General features: G+C 73.4%; 14 protein-coding genes. 9 read left to right on the top strand and 5 right to left on the bottom strand.

Features of this window, described 5'->3' with window-relative positions; genetic code table 11:
• Positions 1-39: 39 nt before the first annotated feature.
• Positions 40-1,932 carry a penicillin-binding transpeptidase domain-containing protein gene (locus ACFQW6_RS02320; protein WP_378540745.1) on the top strand — a complete coding sequence of 631 codons (1,893 nt, stop codon included), beginning with the start codon at positions 40-42 and terminating at the stop codon, positions 1,930-1,932.
• 13 nt (positions 1,933-1,945) lie between these two features.
• Here the strand turns inward: ACFQW6_RS02320 and ACFQW6_RS02315 are convergent, their stop codons facing one another.
• Positions 1,946-2,632 (bottom strand): spermidine synthase, encoded by a 687-nt coding sequence (locus tag ACFQW6_RS02315; protein WP_378540742.1) that lies wholly within the window; start codon positions 2,630-2,632, stop codon positions 1,946-1,948.
• A gap of 143 nt (positions 2,633-2,775) precedes the next feature.
• On the opposite strand from ACFQW6_RS02315, the gene ACFQW6_RS02310 reads away from it, so the two are divergent.
• Complete coding sequence (locus ACFQW6_RS02310) at positions 2,776-3,645, top strand: MerR family transcriptional regulator (RefSeq protein ID WP_378540739.1); 870 nt, start codon at positions 2,776-2,778, stop codon at positions 3,643-3,645.
• Between the two features lie 60 nt (positions 3,646-3,705).
• The gene (locus ACFQW6_RS02305) at positions 3,706-4,569 is read left to right on the top strand and encodes a MerR family transcriptional regulator (protein WP_378540736.1); all 864 of its coding nucleotides are present in this window, start codon (positions 3,706-3,708) and stop codon (positions 4,567-4,569) included.
• A gap of 25 nt (positions 4,570-4,594) precedes the next feature.
• Here the strand turns inward: ACFQW6_RS02305 and ACFQW6_RS02300 are convergent, their stop codons facing one another.
• A complete protein-coding gene (locus ACFQW6_RS02300) occupies positions 4,595-6,316 on the bottom strand; it encodes a fumarate hydratase (RefSeq protein WP_378540734.1) in 1,722 nt (573 codons plus the stop codon).
• An 11-nt stretch (positions 6,317-6,327) separates the two neighbouring features.
• Positions 6,328-6,747, bottom strand: coding sequence for a PLD nuclease N-terminal domain-containing protein (locus tag ACFQW6_RS02295; protein ID WP_378540731.1), 420 nt, complete (start codon positions 6,745-6,747; stop codon positions 6,328-6,330).
• 277 nt (positions 6,748-7,024) lie between these two features.
• On the opposite strand from ACFQW6_RS02295, the gene ACFQW6_RS02290 reads away from it, so the two are divergent.
• The 4 genes from ACFQW6_RS02290 to ACFQW6_RS02275 are packed head-to-tail and all read left to right on the top strand — an operon-like array spanning position 7,025 to position 10,813.
• Entirely contained in the window at positions 7,025-8,113 is a 1,089-nt protein-coding gene (locus tag ACFQW6_RS02290) for an ABC transporter substrate-binding protein (protein ID WP_378540728.1), read from the top strand.
• 14 nt (positions 8,114-8,127) lie between these two features.
• Complete coding sequence (locus ACFQW6_RS02285; RefSeq protein WP_378540726.1) at positions 8,128-8,994, top strand: ABC transporter permease; 867 nt, start codon at positions 8,128-8,130, stop codon at positions 8,992-8,994.
• Complete coding sequence (locus ACFQW6_RS02280) at positions 8,991-9,779, top strand: ABC transporter permease (protein WP_378540723.1); 789 nt, start codon at positions 8,991-8,993, stop codon at positions 9,777-9,779. The genes ACFQW6_RS02285 and ACFQW6_RS02280 overlap by 4 nt, the downstream gene beginning before the upstream one ends.
• Positions 9,776-10,813, top strand: a complete 1,038-nt coding sequence (locus ACFQW6_RS02275; RefSeq protein ID WP_378540721.1) for an ABC transporter ATP-binding protein — start codon at positions 9,776-9,778, stop codon at positions 10,811-10,813. Before ACFQW6_RS02280 ends, ACFQW6_RS02275 begins: the two co-directional genes overlap by 4 nt.
• A 4-nt stretch (positions 10,814-10,817) precedes the next feature.
• Here ACFQW6_RS02275 and ACFQW6_RS02270 read toward each other — a convergent pair whose 3' ends face one another.
• Positions 10,818-11,585 (bottom strand): isocitrate lyase/phosphoenolpyruvate mutase family protein, encoded by a 768-nt coding sequence (locus tag ACFQW6_RS02270; protein ID WP_378540719.1) that lies wholly within the window; start codon positions 11,583-11,585, stop codon positions 10,818-10,820.
• A gap of 78 nt (positions 11,586-11,663) precedes the next feature.
• Here ACFQW6_RS02270 and ACFQW6_RS02265 point away from each other — a divergent pair, with 78 nt between their 5' ends.
• Entirely contained in the window at positions 11,664-12,791 is a 1,128-nt protein-coding gene (locus tag ACFQW6_RS02265) for an NAD(P)-binding domain-containing protein (RefSeq protein WP_378540717.1), read from the top strand.
• Between the two features lie 47 nt (positions 12,792-12,838).
• A complete protein-coding gene (locus ACFQW6_RS02260) occupies positions 12,839-14,533 on the top strand; it encodes a CapA family protein (RefSeq protein WP_378540715.1) in 1,695 nt (564 codons plus the stop codon).
• Between the two features lie 9 nt (positions 14,534-14,542).
• On the opposite strand, the gene ACFQW6_RS02255 is transcribed toward ACFQW6_RS02260, so the two are convergent.
• Positions 14,543-17,527 carry an ATP-binding protein gene (locus ACFQW6_RS02255; RefSeq protein WP_378540713.1) on the bottom strand — a complete coding sequence of 995 codons (2,985 nt, stop codon included), beginning with the start codon at positions 17,525-17,527 and terminating at the stop codon, positions 14,543-14,545.
• Between the last annotated feature and the right edge of the window lie 24 nt (positions 17,528-17,551).

Genomic DNA, 17,551 nt, shown 5'->3' with positions numbered 1-17,551 from the left:
CGCCTTGGTCGCGACGCCCGGGCTCGGGACCATGGGCGCATGCGATCACTCCGTCTCGGGGTCGCCGCTCTGCTCGTGGGGGTGAGCTCGGCATGCTCCGCGCTCGGCGGTGACGACACCGACCCGCCGTCCGGAGTGGCCGACGACCTCGCCGCCGCCCTGTCGGACCACTCGCTCGCCGACGTGCCCCTGGTCGACGACGCCGACCGCGCCGCCTTCGCCGACCTCGTCGCGCCGCTGGAGGACGTGCCGGTGGCCGTCGAGGTCACCGCCGTCGACGAGGTCGACGGCACCGGCGACGACCCCGACTCCGCGACGGCGACGCTGGCCTGGCAGTGGGAGCTGACGGACAGCGCGCCCTGGGAGTACGACACGACGGTCGCCCTCGTGCCGGAGGGGACCGGCTGGCAGGTCGACTGGGCGCCCGACGCGCTGGCGCCCGACCTCGCCGACGGCGACAACCTCGGCCTGCGATCGCTGCCGCCGGTGCGCGGCGACATCACCGGAGCCGACGGCGCGGTGCTGGTGACCGAGCGGCCGGTGCTGCGCTACGGGCTCGACAAGACCAAGGTCCGGGGGCCGCAGGTCGCCCGGAGCGCCCGACGGATCGCGCGGGTCCTCGACGTCGACGCGGCGTCGTACGTCCAGCGCGCGGAGGTGATGGGCGCCGAGGCCTTCGTCGAGGCGCTGGTGCTGCGCGAGGACGACGCCCTCGACGTGCTGCCCGGCTTCGCGAAGATCCGCGGCGCGCTCGCCGTGCGCGACACCATGCCGCTCGCCCCGACGCGCGAGTTCGCCGCGGCGCTGCTCGGCCGCGTGGGCCCGGCGACGGCAGAGGTCGTCGAGGCCTCGGAGGGCCGCATCGTCGCCGGCGACGAGGTCGGCCTCTCCGGCCTGCAGGCCCGCTACGACGAGCAGCTGCGGGGCGTTCCCGGCGCCGCCGTCATCGCGCGCGACGCCGACGACGAGCTGCGCACCCTCGCCGAGGTCCCGGCCACCGCCGGGGCCGACCTCGTGACCACCCTCGACCCGGCGCTCCAGCAGAAGGCCGAGGACGTGCTCTCCGCCCTCGGCGACAGTGCGCCGGCCGCGGCCCTCGTGGCGATACGGCCGTCCGACGGCGCGGTCCTGGCGAGCGCCAACGGCACCGGGGCGGCGGGCGCCGACCTCGCCATGACGGGGCAGTACGCCCCCGGCTCCACGTTCAAGGTGGTCACGTCGCTCGCGCTGCTGCGCAGCGGGATGGGGGTGGACGACGTCGTGTCGTGCCCCGCCACGACGGTCGTGGACGGCCGGTCGTTCAAGAACTACGACGACTACCCGGCCTCCGCGCTGGGAGACATCACCCTGACCCAGGCCATCGCCCAGTCCTGCAACACGGCCCTGATCGGCAACGCCGACCGGCTCGCTGACGGCGACCTGGCTGCGGCCGCGCAGGCTCTCGGGCTGGGCACCGACCACGACCTCGGCTTCCCGGTCTACTTCGGCCAGGTCCCGCCGCCGGAGACCGCGACGGGCGCCGCCGCCGACATGATCGGCCAGGGCACGGTGCTCGCCAGTCCCTTCGCGATGGCCATGGTCGCCGCGTCGGTGCAGGCCGGCCGGGCCGTGCTGCCGGTGCTGCTGCCGGACCACCAGGTCGAGCAGGTGGCGCCGGACCAGCCGCTCACCGGTCGCGAGTCCGGCACCCTGCGAGGGCTGTTGCGCGCCGTGGTCACCACCGGGTCGGGACGCTTCCTCCAGGACGTGCCGGGCGAGGTGGGCGCGAAGACCGGCACCGCTGAGTTCGGCCAGCCCGACGCCTCCGGGGCACTTGCCACGCACACCTGGATGATCGCGACGCAGGGCGACCTCGCCGTCGCGGTGTTCGTCGAGACCGGCGTCTCGGGGTCGCAGACCGCGGGCCCGCTGCTCGAGGCCTTCCTGCGCTGAGGGTGGTCGGCCCTCAGCGACGGGCGAGGTAGAGGAAGTACTCCTCCGGCCGGTCCTGCAGGAGCACGTCGTGGGCCTGCTCCTCCGCGTCGCCGAACACCGTGCGGAGCGAGGCGAGCAGCTCGGGCGCGGGGTTGGCCGACCACACCACGAGCACGCCTCCGGGTCCGAGGACGTCGCGGCACCGGCGGAGGAACTCCTCCTCGTAGACCGCCTCGTTGTGCTGGTGCACCAGGTAGCCCGGTCCGTTGTCGACGTCGAGGAGCACCAGGTCGTAGGTGGAGCGCGCCTCGGCGATCGCCATGGCGATGTCGGCGTTGACGACGGTCGCGCGCGTGTCGGCCAGCAGGGCGGGTCCGTGCGGCACCGTCCCGTCGCGCATCCACTGCACCAGCGCCTCCTCGATCTCGACCACGACCGCCCGCTCGACGCGGGGGTCGGCGAGCACCCGCTGCAGGGTGAAGCCGAGCCCGAGCCCGCCGACCAGCACCGCGGCCGGCTCCTCGACCAGGTCGAGCGCCTGCGCGGCCAGCTCGATCTCGCTCGTCGTCTCGAGGGTGTCCATCACGAACACCCCGTTGACGCGCAGCTCGAGCACGTCGGCGCCGGTGCCGCTCGCGCGTCGCCGCAGCACGACCTCGCCACGGGGGCTCTCGGCCCGGGCGATCTCCACGCTCTGGACGCTCTCGGGGCTCACCATGGTGCCATCCTGCCAACCGTCGTTGCCGGACGGGACGCTGCCCGTGCCCACATCCGTGGGGAGGGTTCGTCCAAGGTCGCCGCGCGCGAGATCGGGGCGTCAAATGGCTGCCCAGAGCGAGCGCGCCCGACTACCGTGAACTCGTGTACACCGTCGGCCGCACAGCTGAGCTCACCGGCGTGCCCACGGGGACCCTCCGCAAGTGGGAGCAGCGCTACGGCGTGGTCGTCCCGCAGCGCTCGCCGGGCAACTACCGGCTGTACGACGACGAGGCGGTGCGCCGGCTGGTCGTGATGCGCAGCCTGGTCGAGGCGGGTTGGACGGCTCACGAGGCGGCTCGCCACGTCGCCGAGGACGTCGCGGCCGCCGAGGCCCAGGTCGCCCGACCGGAGGAGCCGGCCTACGAGGCACGCTTCGAGACGCTCGTCGCCTGCGCCCAGGACTTCGACGTCGCCCGGCTCGAACGTCTGCTGGGCGAGGGCTTCGGCGACATCGACGTCGTGTCGGTGATCGACGACTGGCTGCTGCCCTCCATGGTGCACCTCGGCAAGGCGTGGCAGCACGGACTGGTCTCGGTGGCCGGTGAGCACTTCGTGACCGGTGCGGTGCACCGCAGGCTCGCCCTCACGTTCCAGTCGCTGCCGCCCGCCCCGAGCGGCGGCCCGCGGGTCGTCGTGGGTCTCGCGCGCGGCTCGCGCCACGAGATCGGCGTCCTGGCGTTCGCGCTGGTGCTGAGGTCGCGCGGGGTCGCGGTGACGTACCTCGGCGGTGACCTGCCGCTCGAGGCGTGGGTCGGAGCGGTGCGCCTCATCCAGCCCCGGGCCGTGGTGCTCGCCGCTCCGACGATCGAGGACCTGCCGGCCGTGCGCGAGGTCACCGACGCGCTGATGCCGATGACCGAGGTGCTGCTCGGCGGCGCCCACCAGGACCGCGTCGAGGGACCCGTGCACCTCGGGCACCACGCCGGTGCGGCCGCGGACGCCCTCGCCACCCGCCTCGGCGCCGTCAGCTGACGCGCGGGGCAGCAGGCGTCGGTTGTCCAGACTTTGTCCATAGTTCGCTACGTTGGGCGGGTGTACACCGTCGGACGCACCGCGCAGCTCACCGGAGTGCCGCGCGAGACCCTGCGCAAGTGGGAGCAGCGGTACGGCGTGGTGTCACCGGCCCGCACCGAGGGCAACTACCGCCTCTACGACGACGAGGCGGTCAGACGCCTGTCCGTGATGCGCGACCTCGTCGACTCGGGGTGGGCGCCGCGCGAGGCGGCGCGGCGCGTGCTGGACGAGTCGGCACGAACCGCCGACCTCCCCCGACCGGGGTCGCCACCGGTGCGGCTCGACGACCTTGCCGCGTGCGGCGAGGACTTCGACGTCGTACGTCTGGAGGCCATGCTCGACAAGGCGTTCACCGAGACCGACCTGGCGATCGCGGTCGACGAGTGGTTGATGCCGTCCCTCGTACGCCTCGGCGAGGCCTGGCAGCAGGGGACGGTGAGCGTCGCGGGGGAGCACTTCGTCAGCGCCGCCGTCCTGCGCCGGCTCGCCCAGGCGTTCCACCAGCTCCCGCACGCCGAGCCGGGGGCACCCCAGGTGATGGTCGGGCTGGCCCGGGGCTCGCGCCACGAGCTGGGCGTCATGGCCTTCGCGATGGTCCTGCGCAGCCGTGGCGTCAACGTCACCTACCTCGGCGCCGACCTCCCCGTGGAGAGCTGGGTCGACACCGTCCGTGCGCTGCTGCCCGAGGCCGTGGTCCTCGCGGTCCCGACCGTCGAGGACCTCCCGGCGGTGCGCGAGGCCGTGCAGGCGATCACGCCGATCGCCACCGTCCTCCTCGGCGGCGCCCACCAGGGCCGGGTGGAGGGTGCCGAGCCCCTCGGGCACCGGATCGGCGAGGCGGCGGCCGACCTCGCCGCGCGCCTCCTCGCCTCCACCGCCTGACCGCCGCCTGACTGCGGTGCGGCCGCTACTGCGCCGAGCGGACCCGGATGCCCGCCCCGGTCAGCGAGCTCAGCGGCACCGTCACCGCGCCCGAGGGGTCGGTGAAGAAGTCGTTGCCCTTGTCGTCCACGACGATGAAGGCCGGGAAGTCCTCGACCTCGATCTTCCAGACGGCCTCCATGCCGAGCTCCTCGTACTCGACGACCTCGACGGACCTGATGCAGTCCTGAGCGAGGCGCGCTGCCGGGCCGCCGATCGAGCCGAGGTAGAACCCGCCGTGGGAGTGGCATGCCTCGGTGACGGCCTTCGAGCGGTTGCCCTTGGCGAGCATCACCATCGATCCGCCCGCGGCCTGGAACTGCTCCACGTAGGAGTCCATCCGACCGGCCGTGGTCGGGCCGAACGACCCGGACGGCATGCCCTCCGGGGTCTTGGCCGGGCCGGCGTAGTAAACGGGGTGGTTGCGCAGGTAGTCGGGCATCTCCTCGCCGGCGTCGAGGCGCTCCTTGATCTTGGCGTGCGCGATGTCGCGTGCCACGACGAGCGGGCCGGTGAGCGAGAGCCGCGTCTTGACCGGGTGCTTCGAGAGCTCGGCGAGGATGTCGGCCATCGGCTGGTTGAGGTCGATCGGGACGACCGCGCCGCCCTCGATGTCGTGCGCCATGCCGGCGTCGGGCATGTAGTGGGCCGGGTCGGTCTCGAGCTGCTCGAGGAAGACGCCCTCCGGCGTGATCTTGCCGAGCGCCTGCCGGTCGGCCGAGCAGGAGACGGCGATCGCCACCGGGCACGAGGCACCGTGGCGGGGGAGGCGGACGACGCGCACGTCGTGGCAGAAGTACTTGCCGCCGAACTGCGCGCCGATCCCGAAGGACTGCGTGAGCTCGAAGACCTTCTCCTCCAGCTCGACGTCGCGGATGCCGTGGGCGGCCATCGAGCCCTGGGTCGGCAGGTCGTCGAGGTAGTGCGCCGAGGCGTACTTCGCGGTCTTGAGGGCGAACTCGGCGCTCGTGCCGCCGATGACGACGGCGAGGTGGTACGGCGGGCAGGCGGCGGTGCCGAGGGAGCGGATCTTCTCGTCGAGGAACTCCATCAGCCGCGTCGGGTTCAGGACGGCCTTGGTCTCCTGGAAGAGGAACGACTTGTTCGCCGAGCCGCCGCCCTTGGCCATGAAGAGGAACTTGTACTCCGGGACGTCCTTCGCAGGTGTCGAGTAGAGCTCGATCTGCGCGGGCAGGTTGGTGCCGGTGTTCTTCTCCTCGAACGTCGTCAGCGGCGCGAGCTGCGAGTACCGGAGGTTCAGCCGGGTGTAGGCGTCGTACACGCCACGGCTGATCGCCTCGCCGTCGTCGGTGCCGGTGAGGACGCCCTCGGACTTCTTGCCCATCACGATCGCGGTGCCGGTGTCCTGGCACATCGGGAGGACGCCGCCGGCGGAGATGTTGACGTTCTTGAGCAGGTCGAGCGCGACGAAGCGGTCGTTGCCCGACGACTCGGGGTCGTCGATGATCCGGCGCAGCTGCGCGAGGTGGCCCGGTCGGAGGTAGTGGCTGATGTCGTGCATCGCCTCCTCGGTGAGCCGGCGGATCGCCTCGGGCTCGACCTGCAGGAAGGTGCGACCCCCGACCTCGACGGTGCTCACGCCCTCGGTCGTGACGAGGCGGTAGGGCGTCTCCGGAGCGCCGTTGGAACCGGCGGTCGGGAGGAGGTCGGAGTAGTGGAACTCGGGGCCAGCGGCAGCGGTCGTCACGGCTGCCGATGCTACGCCGGGCCGGGCTCCTTGCCGGACTCGCCCTCCGGGTCCGGACGCGGACGCGCGCCCTCCTGCTGCTCGCGCGCCTGCTGCTCCCGCGCCTTGCGACGCTGCTCCTCCGCGCGCTCGCGCACCTTCTTCAGGAACGCCTCGTCGGCGGCGGGGTCGGCAGCCGCGAAACGGCCGGGACGGTCGTACTCCGGGAACGCGCCCGCGCTGCGCTCGTGGGGACCGTGCCGCCGGGCGTCACGCTGCGGCCGTCCTGCGACGAGCCAGGCGATCGACCCGACGAACGGGAAGAACAGGACGAGCAGGATCCACCACACCTTGGACAGGTTGCGGACCTCGTCGTCCCGGGCCGAGATGGCCTCGACGATGCAGTAGATGCTGAGGACCAGCGGGATCAGGAAGAGGAGCAGGCGCAGCACGTTCGTACCCCCGTAGTACAGACCCCGGACGCGCCGGAGACCCCGATCCGATCCGGGGCGACGGCAGCGTAGCGGCGTGGGGGCCCGCCGGGAGGAGAACCGCCGAAGCGGGCCAGACCACGCGTTCATCGGTCGTACCCACAGGGGTCACTCGGGAGTAGCCTCCGAGCAGACGGGCCCGACGAGGCTCCGCGCGGCACATTCCACCGGCTGCGGCCGGCCAGCACCCTGGAGGTCGAAGTTGAAGGTCCGCACATCACTCGTGTCCCTCGCCGCGATGGCGACACTCGCAGCCGCAGCCGGCTGCGCGGCTCCCGAGGAGGAGTCCGACACCACCACCGAGAGCGGCGTCGACGCCGCGTCCGCCCAGTCCTCGGAGGACTTCGGCGGGATGGAGGAGCTCGTCAAGGCGGCGGAGGATGAGGGCGAGCTCAACGTCATCGCCCTGCCGCCGGACTGGGCCAACTACGGCGAGGTCATCTCCACGTTCGAGGAGAAGTACGACATCGAGGTCAGCTCCGACCAGCCGGACGCCGCGTCCCAGGACGAGATCAACGCGGCCAACGACCTCAAGGGCACCGACCGCGCGCCCGACGTCTTCGACCTCGGCCAGTCCGTGGCGCTGGCCAACACCGACCTGTTCGCGCCCTACCAGGTGGAGACCTGGGACGACATCCCCGACGAGTTCAAGGACCCGGACGGCACCTGGGTCAACGACTACGGCGGCTACATGTCGATCGGCTACGACTCGTCCGTGGTCCCCGACGTCACCTCGGTGGCCGACCTGATGAAGCCTGAGTTCAAGGGCAAGGTGGCGCTCAACGGTGACCCGACGCAGGCCGGGGCGGCGTTCAGCGGCGTCATGATGGCGGCGATCGCCAATGGCGGGTCGGCCGACGACATCGCTCCCGGCGTCGACTTCTTCGCCGACCTGAAGAAGGCCGGCAACTTCCTCACCGTGGACCCCGACTCGACGACGATCGAGCAGGGCACCACGCCGGTCGTCATCGACTGGGACTACCTCGGCGCGGCTGCGGCTGCCAACGTCGACACGTGGAAGACGGTCGTCCCCGAGGAGGCGGTCGTCGCGGGCTACTACTTCCAGGCGATCAACGCCGACGCGCCGCACCCGGCCGCCGCGCGGCTGTGGCAGGAGTTCCTCTACAGCGACGAGGGCCAGAACCTCTGGCTCAAGGGCGGTGCCCGTCCGGTCCGCGGTGAGGCGATGGCCGAGGCCGGCACGATCGACGCCGAGCTCTGGGACGCCCTGCCCGAGGTCACCGGCGAGCCGGTCATCCCGACCGACGAGCAGACGGTGACCGCCGGCGAGTACCTCGCAGCGAACTGGTCCAAGGCCATCCGCTGAGCACCCCGACCCGCGTGAGCGGGGGTCCGGGCCGGCGGTTCGCCGTCGGCCCGGCCCTCCCGCTCCTGCCGTTCCTGCTCTTCGTCCTCGTCTTCCTGGTCGTCCCCACCCTGACCGTGGTGGTGGGCGCCTTCCAGGACGAGGACGGTCGCCCGACGCTCGGCAACCTCGACGCGCTGACCAGCGAGGCCGCCCTCTCCGCGCTGCGGGGCTCGCTCGTCCTGTCCGCGTCGACGGCGGTCATCGGCGCCGTGCTCGGCGCCCTCCTGGCCTACCTGGTCTTCACCATGCCCCCGAGCAGCCTGCTGCGCCGCAGCACGCTGGCGGTGAGTGGCGTCCTCGCCCAGTTCGGTGGCGTCACGCTCGCCTTCGCCTGGATCGCGACCATCGGTCCCGTCGGTGTCATCACCCTGGCCGTGGCGGACCTGGCCGGGATCGACCTCTACGGGTCCGGCTGGCTCTTCGGGCTGCCGGGCCTGGTCGTCGTCTACTGCTACTTCCAGATCCCGCTCATGGTGATCGTCTTCGCGCCCGCCTTCGAGGGCCTGCGCCCGCAGTGGCGCGAGGCCGCGGTCAACCTGGGTGCCAGCACGTGGGCGTACTGGCGCCACGTCGCGATCCCGCTGCTGACCCCCGCCTTCCTGGGCGCGATGCTGCTGCTCTTCGCCAACGCCTTCGCGGCCTACGCCACGGCGGCCATCCTGGTCAGCCAGGGCCAGCCGATCGTGCCGCTCCTCATCCGGCAGGCGATCACGAGCGAGGTCCTCCTCGGCCAGGCCAACGTCGGCTTCGCGCTCGCGCTGGAGATGATCGTCGTGGTGACGGTGGTGATGGTGGCGTACACCCTCCTGCTGCGACGTACGTCGAGGTGGATGCGATGAGTCCCTCACCCCTCTTCCGGATCGTGCGGGCCGTCGTTCTGGTCGCGTTCGCGGCGTACTTCTTCGTGCCGCTCCTGGCGATGCTGGACTTCTCCACCCAGGTCCGCGGCAGCGCCCCCGGGCGCACGTGGGACAACTGGGAGTACGTCTTCACCGACGACGACTTCCGGGCCTCGATCGTCTACTCGCTGCTGCTGGCGCTGTTCACCGTGGTGCTGATGGTCGCGCTGCTGGTGCCGACGATGGTGTGGGTGCGGCTCCGCGTCCCGCGCGCGAAGGTGCTGGTCGAGTTCCTCTGCCTGCTGCCGCTGACCATCCCTGCGCTGGTGGTCGTGGTCGGCATCAGCAACGTCTACTCGTGGGTGACCTACCTGCTGGGCGACTCCCCGCTGGTGCTCACGTTCGTCTACGTCGTCTTCGTGCTGCCCTACGCCTACCGAGCCCTCGACGCCGCCCTGTCCTCGATCGACGTTGCCACGCTCGCCGAGGCGGCGCGGTCGCTGGGCGCGAGCTGGTTCACCGTCATCGTGCGGATCATCATGCCCAACATCACCGGCGGCATCCTGGGCGCGGCCTTCATCGCGGTCGCGCTGGTGCTCGGCGAGTACGTCGCCGCCTCGCTGCTGCACTTCGACACCCTGCCGGTGGAGATGGCGAACATCTACCGCAGCAACGGGCCGGCCGCCATGGCCGCGGCGCTCGCGACCATGTTCGTCGTGTCCGTGCTGCTGCTCGGCCTCACCTTCCTCAGCCGTGACCGGCACAAGCAAGGAGCCTCCTCATGACCGATCGCGGCCTCGCCGTCGAGCTGTCCGACCTGACCCGCGTCTACGGATCCGTGCGGGCGCTGGACGGGCTGACGCTGCACCTCGCGCCCGGCGAGCTCGTCGCCCTGCTCGGCCCGTCGGGGTGCGGGAAGACGACGGCCCTGCGGATCCTGGCCGGTCTCGACCAGGCGACCTCGGGCTCGGTGTCGGTGGGCGGCAAGGACCTGACCAGGGTTCCGGCCAACAAGCGCGACATGGGCATGGTGTTCCAGGCCTACAGTCTGTTCCCGCACATGACGGTGATCGACAACGTCGCCTTCGGCCTCAAGCTGCGCGGCAGCACCAGTGCCGGGCGCCGCAAGCGGGCCGGCGACATGCTGGACCTGGTCGGCCTCGGTGAGCACGCCGACCGCTACGCCCACCAGCTGTCGGGGGGTCAGCAGCAGCGCGTCGCGCTGGCGAGGGCGCTGGCGGTCGAGCCGTCGGTGCTGCTGCTCGACGAGCCGCTCTCCGCGCTCGACGCCAAGGTGCGGGTGCAGCTGCGCGACGAGATCCGTCGGGTGCAGCTCGAGGTCGGCACCACGACGTTGTTCGTCACCCACGACCAGGAGGAGGCGCTCGCCGTCGCCGACCGGGTCGGCGTGATGAACGCCGGTCGCCTCGAGCAGCTGGCGCCGCCGGCCGAGCTCTACGCGTCCCCGGCCACCCGGTTCGTCGGCGAGTTCGTCGGCCTCAGCAACCGGGTGCCCGCCGACGTGCGCGACGGGGTGGCCGACATCCTCGGCCGCGAGGTGCCCGTCCTCCCCGGCTCGACCACCGGACCGGGTCGGGCGCTCGTGCGTCCCGAGTCGGTCTCGGTCGTCAAGGACGCGGAGGGCCCTGCGACCGTCGCGACGGTGATGTTCCTCGGACCGCTCTCACGGGTGACCTGCACCCTCGCCGACGGCACCGACGTCGTCGCCCAGCTGGCGAGCTCGGACGCCCTCCGGCTGGTCCCCGGTGACGCCGTGCGCCTCGAGGTCGCGCCGTCGCCGGTCCTCGTCGTGGCCTGAGGCGTCAGCGCCAGGGCATGACCAGGGCCGTGAGGTCGGGCGCGAGCTCCTGCATCAGCTTGGGGCCGAAGGTCACCCGGTGCACGCCCATCACCTGAAGGTCCTCCAGCGACCCGGCGGCGCTGCCGGTGCGCGGGTTGGCGATGACGTTGACCGGACCGGACAGCGCGTCGAGGAGGGCCTGCAGGGCGGCCGCGTCCGGTACGCCGACGGGGTAGACGCAGCGCGCGCCCGCCTCCTCGCACGCCCGCAGGCGGGTGACGGCCTCGCCGACCGGGTCCGCGAACTGGTCCTTCTTGAGGAACACGTCGGTGCGGGCGTTGACCACCAGGTCGACGCCCGCCCCGTCCGCCGCCTGGCGGATCGCGCCGATGTAGTCGGCGTGCTCCGCCGCCGAGCGCATCCGCCCACCTTCGGAGTGCACGGTGTCCTCGATGTTGAGGCCGACGGCGCCGGCCTCGAGGAGCCGCTCGACGAGCTCCTGGGGCGTGGCGCCGTAGCCGGCCTCCATGTCGGCGGTCACCGGGACCTCCGGCACGGCCGAGCAGATGCGTCGTACGCCGTCGAGGGCGTCGTCGAGCGTCATGTCCTCCTTGTCGCCCTGGCCGCGGGAGTCGGCCAACGGGTGGCTGCCGATGCTGAGCGCACCGAAGCCGGCCTCGGCGACGACCTTCGCGGACCAGGCGTCCCAGACGTTGGGGAGGACCAGCGTGGAGCCGGTGTGGTGGAGCTCGAGGAGCCGGGTGGCGAGGTCAGCGACGGAGGTGGTCATGCGTCGAGGCTGCCACGCGGCAGGCGCGGAGCACAGGGGCACGGGCATAGGAGCTCGCGCTCGCGCGTTGCAGGCGACGTGAAGGTTCACGAGGCAGCGCCCGAGGCGGCGCCCGGCTCCGCCCTCGACTCCACCCTCGACTCCGTCCTTGACTCGGTCGTGATCGGCGCCGGGCAGGCCGGTCTCGCGGCGTCGTACTTCCTGCGCCAGCGCGGCATCGACCACCTCGTCCTCGACGCCAACCCCGGTCCGGGCGGGGCGTGGCAGCACCGGTGGGCGTCCCTCAGCATGGGTGACGTGCACGGGGTCGCCGACCTGCCGGCGTCCACCGCGCCCGACGGTCGTGACCTGGCGGCGAACCTCGTCGTGCCCGACTACTTCGACGGCTACGAGCGGTGGCACCACCTCCCGGTCGTCCGTCCGGTGCGGGTCGACCGCGTCGAGAGCGAGGGCGAGCTCCTCGTCGTGCGCGCGGGCGACCGCGTCTGGCGCGCCCGGACGCTGGTGAACGCGACCGGCACCTGGACGCGCCCCTTCGTGCCGCACTACCCGGGCATCGCGTCGTTCGCCGGCGAGCAGCTCCACACGGCCGGCTACCCGGGCGCCGAGCACTTCCGCGGCAAGCGCGTGCTCGTGGTCGGCGGCGGCGCCTCCGCGGTGCAGTTCATCGGCGAGCTCGCGCCCGTCACCGACACGCTGTGGGTGACCCGCCGCCCGCCGGTGTGGCGCGACGACGACTTCGACTCCGCGGCCGGCCTCGCCGCGGTGACCGCCGTCGAGGAGCGCGTACGACAGGGGTTGCCGCCGGCGAGCGTCGTCAGCGCGACCGGTCTGGCGCTTCGTCCGCAGGAGCAGGAGGCGGCCCGGCTGGGCGCCTACGAGCGGCGCCTCCCGATGTTCGAGCGGATCGAGCCCGACGGCGTGCGGTGGGCCGACGGCCGCTTCGAGCCCGTCGACGTGATCCTCTGGGCCACCGGCTTCCGCCCCGCCGTCGAGCACCTCGCCCCGCTCGGCCTCCGCTCCCCGCAGGGCGGCATCGCCCTCGTCCCGGTGCCCGGGAACGTGCAGGGCGCGACCACGGCCGTCAGCGACCCGCGCGTGCAGCTCGTGGGCTACGGGCCCTCGGCCAGCACGGTGGGCGCTTCGCGCGCCGGTCGACGGGCCGCCCTCGCGGTGTCGCGGCACCTCGCTGCTCGGGCCGCCTGAGTCCCAGCGGCGGACTCGCTCTTCGCCCACCACGGCACAATCGGGGGATGGAGGGACGGGCTCGACATCTCGCGGCACTGGTCGCCTGCGCGCTGGTCGCGTCGGCCTGCACCTCGCCCGCGCCCAGCCAGGAGCCGCCGGACGACCCGGGTGCCGGCAGCACCTCGACGACGCCGCCGGCCCGGGGCGGGCAGGTGACCCTGGCCTTCGGTGGCGACGTGCACTTCGAGGGCCAGGCGGGTCGGCTGCTGGACCGGCCCGACGGGCTGGGACGCATCGCCCGCACGCTGCGCGCCGCCGACGTCGCGATGGTCAACCTCGAGACGCCCGTGACGCGGAGCGAGCGTCGCGACCCCAAGGAGCTCGAGAACGCCGGCGACCGCTACTGGTTCCGCACCCGCCCCGCCGCCGTCGGCGTGCTGGCTGACGCCGGTGTCGACGTGGTGAGCGTGGCCAACAACCACGCGGGCGACTACGGCGCCGAGGGCCTGCAGGACACGCTGGCGGCCGGCCGCGGGAGTGGCGTCGCGATGGTCGGCGCGGGCCGCGGCGAGGCGGCGTACGACCCCCACGTGGTCGAGGTCGGCGACCTCGAGGTCGCCTTCCTCGCGGCCGACGGCGTCCAGCGCGAGGGCGCCAGTGACGTGTGGTCCGCGAGCGCCGGACGCATCGGTACGGCGTCGGCTCGGGGCAGCAACGCCGCAGGGCTGGTCGCCGCGGTCGAGGCGGCGTCGGCGCGCGACCAGCTCGTCGTGGTCTACCTGCACTGGGGCCGGGAGTACCAGTCCTGCCCGACGCAGTCGCAGCGGCTGCTCGCCCGTGACCTCGCCGACGCCGGCGCGGACGTCGTGGTGGGCAGCCACTCCCACGTCCTCGGCGGCGGGGGATGGGCCGGCGACGCCGTGGTGGCCTACGGCCTGGGCAACTTCGTCTGGTACCACGCTCGCCAGGCCCGGACGGGGGTCCTGTCGGTGACCCTCGATGCCGAGGGCGCCGTGCAGAAGTCCTGGACGCCGGCCACGATCTCGCCGACCAACGGCCGGCCCGTCCCGGTCACCGGAGCGGAGCGCACCCGCGCCGTGGCCGACTGGCGTGCCCGGCAGCGCTGCACCGGACTGGCCGCCGACCGCGGTGGCGCGCAGGCCGACGACCCGGCGTACGCCTCGTCGGTGAGCCGCATCGACGTCGACCTCGCCGACCGGATGCGCCGCAGCCACCGATCCGGCTGTCCCGTCCCGCTCCGCGACCTGCGCCACCTGCGGTTGACCCACCGCGACTTCGACGGCCGGGCGCGGACGGGCGAGCTGGTCGTCCACCGGCGGTGGGCGCGCCAGGTGGCCGACGCGTTCGGACGCCTGTACGACGCGGGCTTCCCGGTCGCGCGGATGCGGCTCGTGGACGACTACGGCGCTGACGACGACCGCTCCATGGCGGCCAACAACACCTCCGGCTTCAACTGTCGCCGGGTCGCGGGGCAGCGCAGCTGGTCGCAGCACGCCTACGGCGCGGCGATCGACATCAACCCGGTGCAGAACCCCTACGTCACGCCTGCACGCGTCGACCCTCCGGCCGGCCTGCCCTTTGTGGCGATCGCCCGGGACCGGTCGGCACCCGCGCGGCCCGGTGTCATCCGGGCCGGCGACATCCCGGTCGCGGCGTTCACCCGCATGGGCTGGGAGTGGGGCGGCGCCTGGGTGTCGACGAAGGACTACCAGCACGTCGCTGCGCCGCGCGGGCGCTGATCGAGCGGCTCACCCGCGCTTCCGGACGGCGGCCACCCGCGGCTTCGGGACCCGCGGCCCTCCCGGCGCGGCGGAGGAGAACGTGTCCGGCACCAGGGCGCGGGACCGGTCGACCACGCCGAGCAGGGGCACGTGCCCACGCGCCTGGGCGTGGGCACGGCGCAGCAGCCTCCGGGCGAGGGTGCCGCGACCCTCGCCCAGCGCGAGCTCGCCCGCCCGCCAGCGGGCGTACGCCGCCTCGTGCGGGCGGGCGACGAGGTCCCATTGCTCGGCCGCACCGATCCAGTGCTGCAGCTGTGCGACGCCGTGGAGCCGGGCGAGCTCGGCGCGCCACGTGCTCCGGGTCGCAGGGGCAGCGGCGTGGGCCGCCTCCGGGGCGAGCGGGTCGGTGGACCACTGGCGCTGCCAGGCCGAGAGACGAGCGGCGAGGACGGCTCGGCGGGTGGGGTCGGCCTCGGCGACGTCGGCGCCTGCGCGGGCGGCGAGGCACAGCAGGGACCCGGTGTAGGGCGACCACGAGGTGGCCGTCTCGCCGGCGATGCCGTCACCGATCCGTTCGAGGGCCTGCGTCGGCAGATCGCGCCACAGGTCGCACAGCGCCTGGACGGTCACCACCGCCTGCCGGTGAGCGCTGACCCCGAAGTCGAGCGTGGCGATCGCCTCGAGCCGTCGGTCGGCCGGCTCGAGGTCGCCGTGCACCACCTCGACCCACGCCCGGGTGAGGTGCAGGAAGCGGGTCGCCTGCCGGGGCTCGTCCTTGGTGCGCGGACGGACCAGCCGGGACGCGGCTCCGGTGGCTCCGGCGTGGAGGCGGGCCTCGGCGACGTTGCAGAGGAGCATCGTGCTGAGGACGAACGACTCGATCCCGGCCTCGCGCACCGCGGCCAGCCCGGGGTCCGCCGCGTCGGCCACGTCGTCGGCTCGCGCGCACAGCATCAGCAGCAGGTCGGTGTGGTAGGTCCCGAGCCACACGTCGCTGAAGGGGTTGCCCTCGACGAGGACGGTCCTCGCCTCCCGGGCCGCGCGCAGCCCGTGGGCCGAGCGCCCCAGCACGATGTCGTGCCAGGCGCGCTCGACCAGGGCGTCGCGGTGCAGCGCCGGGTCGCCGAGCCCGGCGCTGATCTCGAGCATCCGGTCGATGACGAGGTCGGCCTCGCCGTTGCGACCGGCTCCTCGCAGGGCGCCCGACTTGTCGCCCATGGCCCGGACCAGGGAGACGCGGTCGTCGAGACTGTCGAGCACCGTGATCGCCTCGTCGAGCAGGCGCACGGATGTCTCCGGATCGACCTGTGCGAGCACCTGCCCCGCCCGGCGCAGCGCGCGGGCGTGGTCGTGCCCGGGCAGCGCCGGGGCGAGAGCCAGGGCCTCTTCCACCACGTCCTCCACCACGGGCCTCGCCTGATCGGTGCGACCCGAGCCGGTCCTGGAGTGGACGAGCTCCAGCAGCAGCTCGCACCTGGTGATCCCGGCGTCGGCGGGGGCGGGGCCGTCGGCGGGCCACAGGTCCAGGGCGCGCTCCCAGTGGACCGCCTCCTCGTCGCGGGACAACCCGTCGCAGGCCGCCCGTCCGGCAGCAACCCGCCACCGCAGCTCCTCACGAGGATCCCCGGCGCCGCGCCAGTGCGCCGCGACCTCGGCCGGCGACGGGTGCGACGTCGTGGCCAGGACGGCTGCCAGCCTCCTGTGGGTCGGTACGGCCTCTCCCGGCACGAGCCCGGCCCGCAACGTGGCGGCCGTCAGCGGGTGGCGGACGGTGACGTCGGTCGCGGTGTAGGGGTCGGCGAGCAGGTGCCGCGACACCAGCTCGCGCAGCGCGTCGTCGAGCTCGGGCTGGTCCATCGACGTCGCGTCGGCGACGACCTGCGGGGGGAGGGGACGGTCCGCGAGCGCTGCCACGAGCAGCACCGACCTGGCGCTCGGGCTGAGGTGGCCGAGCTGCCGGGACAGCACGTCGGCCAGCGGCTCCGGCACCGTGGCCGCGGTCATCGAGCGCGCCAGCTCCTCGGTGGACAGCGGCACCCCGCGGCCCAGCGCGTGGACGCGCTCGACGTCGCCGCGGCGCAGCCGGGGTCCGACGAGCAGCCGCAGCTGCTCCCGGGTCTCCTTGAGGGTGAGCGGAGCGAGGTTGAGCACCAGCGCCGCCTCCCGACGCACGCGCGTCAGCCACGCGTCGGCCTGCGCGGACTCGCCGGTGCACAGGCTGGCGACGATCGGGACACCCCGGCCACCGACCACGTGCCGCTCGACGAAGCCGCGCGAGCTCGGGTCGGACCAGTGCAGGTCCTCGAGCACGAGCGCCAGGGGGCGGAGCGAGGACAGGGCGGCGAGGATGGACTCGATCGCGGCGAAGAGGCGGTCGGTCGCGAAGCGGTCCTCCAGGTCGCGACCGGGCAGCCCGATCTCCGGCAGGATCCGGGACAGCGCCGGTGCGACGAAGCCGGGGCAGCGGCCGAGCGCCTCGCCGAACCACCGACCCTCGTCGTCGAGCCACACCTGGCGCAGCACGTCGGACACGAGCGCGAAGGGCGCGTCGGCCAGGATCGGCAGCCCGCCGGCTCGAGCCACGAACGTGGACACCTGCTGCGATGCTGCCGCCAGGAGCGTCGTCGTGCCGATGCCGGGCTCGCCGGTGAGGACCAGCAGCCCGCCGCCTGCCTCGAGGTGTCGGCGTACGACGAGGAGCTCGGCGCGGCGGCCGGCGATGGTCCGCGCGGGAGGGGGCAGGTGCCGGGCGCCGTCCGCCGTGGCGGCGAGCCAGAGGTCCCGGAAGTCGGCCGGGTCGCCCCCGGTCGCCGTCACGACCACCTCGAGGAGCGACCACGCGGGCAGCCGCGGGTGCGTGAACACGTGGAACACGGTCGTGTGCGAGCACCCCGCCCGGCGGGCGATGGCGCGAAGGCTGGGCCGTCCTGCCGCGTGGTGCAGGCGGTGCAGCGCATCGACGAGGTCGCGGTGCGGTCCGGGCGCGAGCTCGGGCTGGTGCAGCAGGCCCATCGGCCCTCCCAGGGTTCCTCCTCA

Source organism: Nocardioides sp. GCM10028917, assembly GCF_042666175.1.
Lineage (GTDB): Bacteria > Actinomycetota > Actinomycetes > Propionibacteriales > Nocardioidaceae > Nocardioides.
This window is presented reverse-complemented; position numbering and strand designations above follow the sequence as displayed.

Excerpts from the sequence above, each read along its gene's own strand:
- ACFQW6_RS02320 (WP_378540745.1), top strand. The coding sequence starts at position 40 with ATGCGATCACTCCGTCTCGGGGTCGCCGCTCTGCTCGTGGGGGTGAGC.
- ACFQW6_RS02260 (WP_378540715.1), top strand. The coding sequence starts at position 12,839 with ATGGAGGGACGGGCTCGACATCTCGCGGCACTGGTCGCCTGCGCGCTG.
- ACFQW6_RS02315 (WP_378540742.1), bottom strand. The coding sequence starts at position 2,632 with ATGGTGAGCCCCGAGAGCGTCCAGAGCGTGGAGATCGCCCGGGCCGAG.
- ACFQW6_RS02275 (WP_378540721.1), top strand. The coding sequence starts at position 9,776 with ATGACCGATCGCGGCCTCGCCGTCGAGCTGTCCGACCTGACCCGCGTC.
- ACFQW6_RS02280 (WP_378540723.1), top strand. The coding sequence starts at position 8,991 with ATGAGTCCCTCACCCCTCTTCCGGATCGTGCGGGCCGTCGTTCTGGTC.
- ACFQW6_RS02270 (WP_378540719.1), bottom strand. The coding sequence starts at position 11,585 with ATGACCACCTCCGTCGCTGACCTCGCCACCCGGCTCCTCGAGCTCCAC.
- ACFQW6_RS02255 (WP_378540713.1), bottom strand. The coding sequence starts at position 17,527 with ATGGGCCTGCTGCACCAGCCCGAGCTCGCGCCCGGACCGCACCGCGAC.
- ACFQW6_RS02290 (WP_378540728.1), top strand. The coding sequence starts at position 7,025 with ATGGCGACACTCGCAGCCGCAGCCGGCTGCGCGGCTCCCGAGGAGGAG.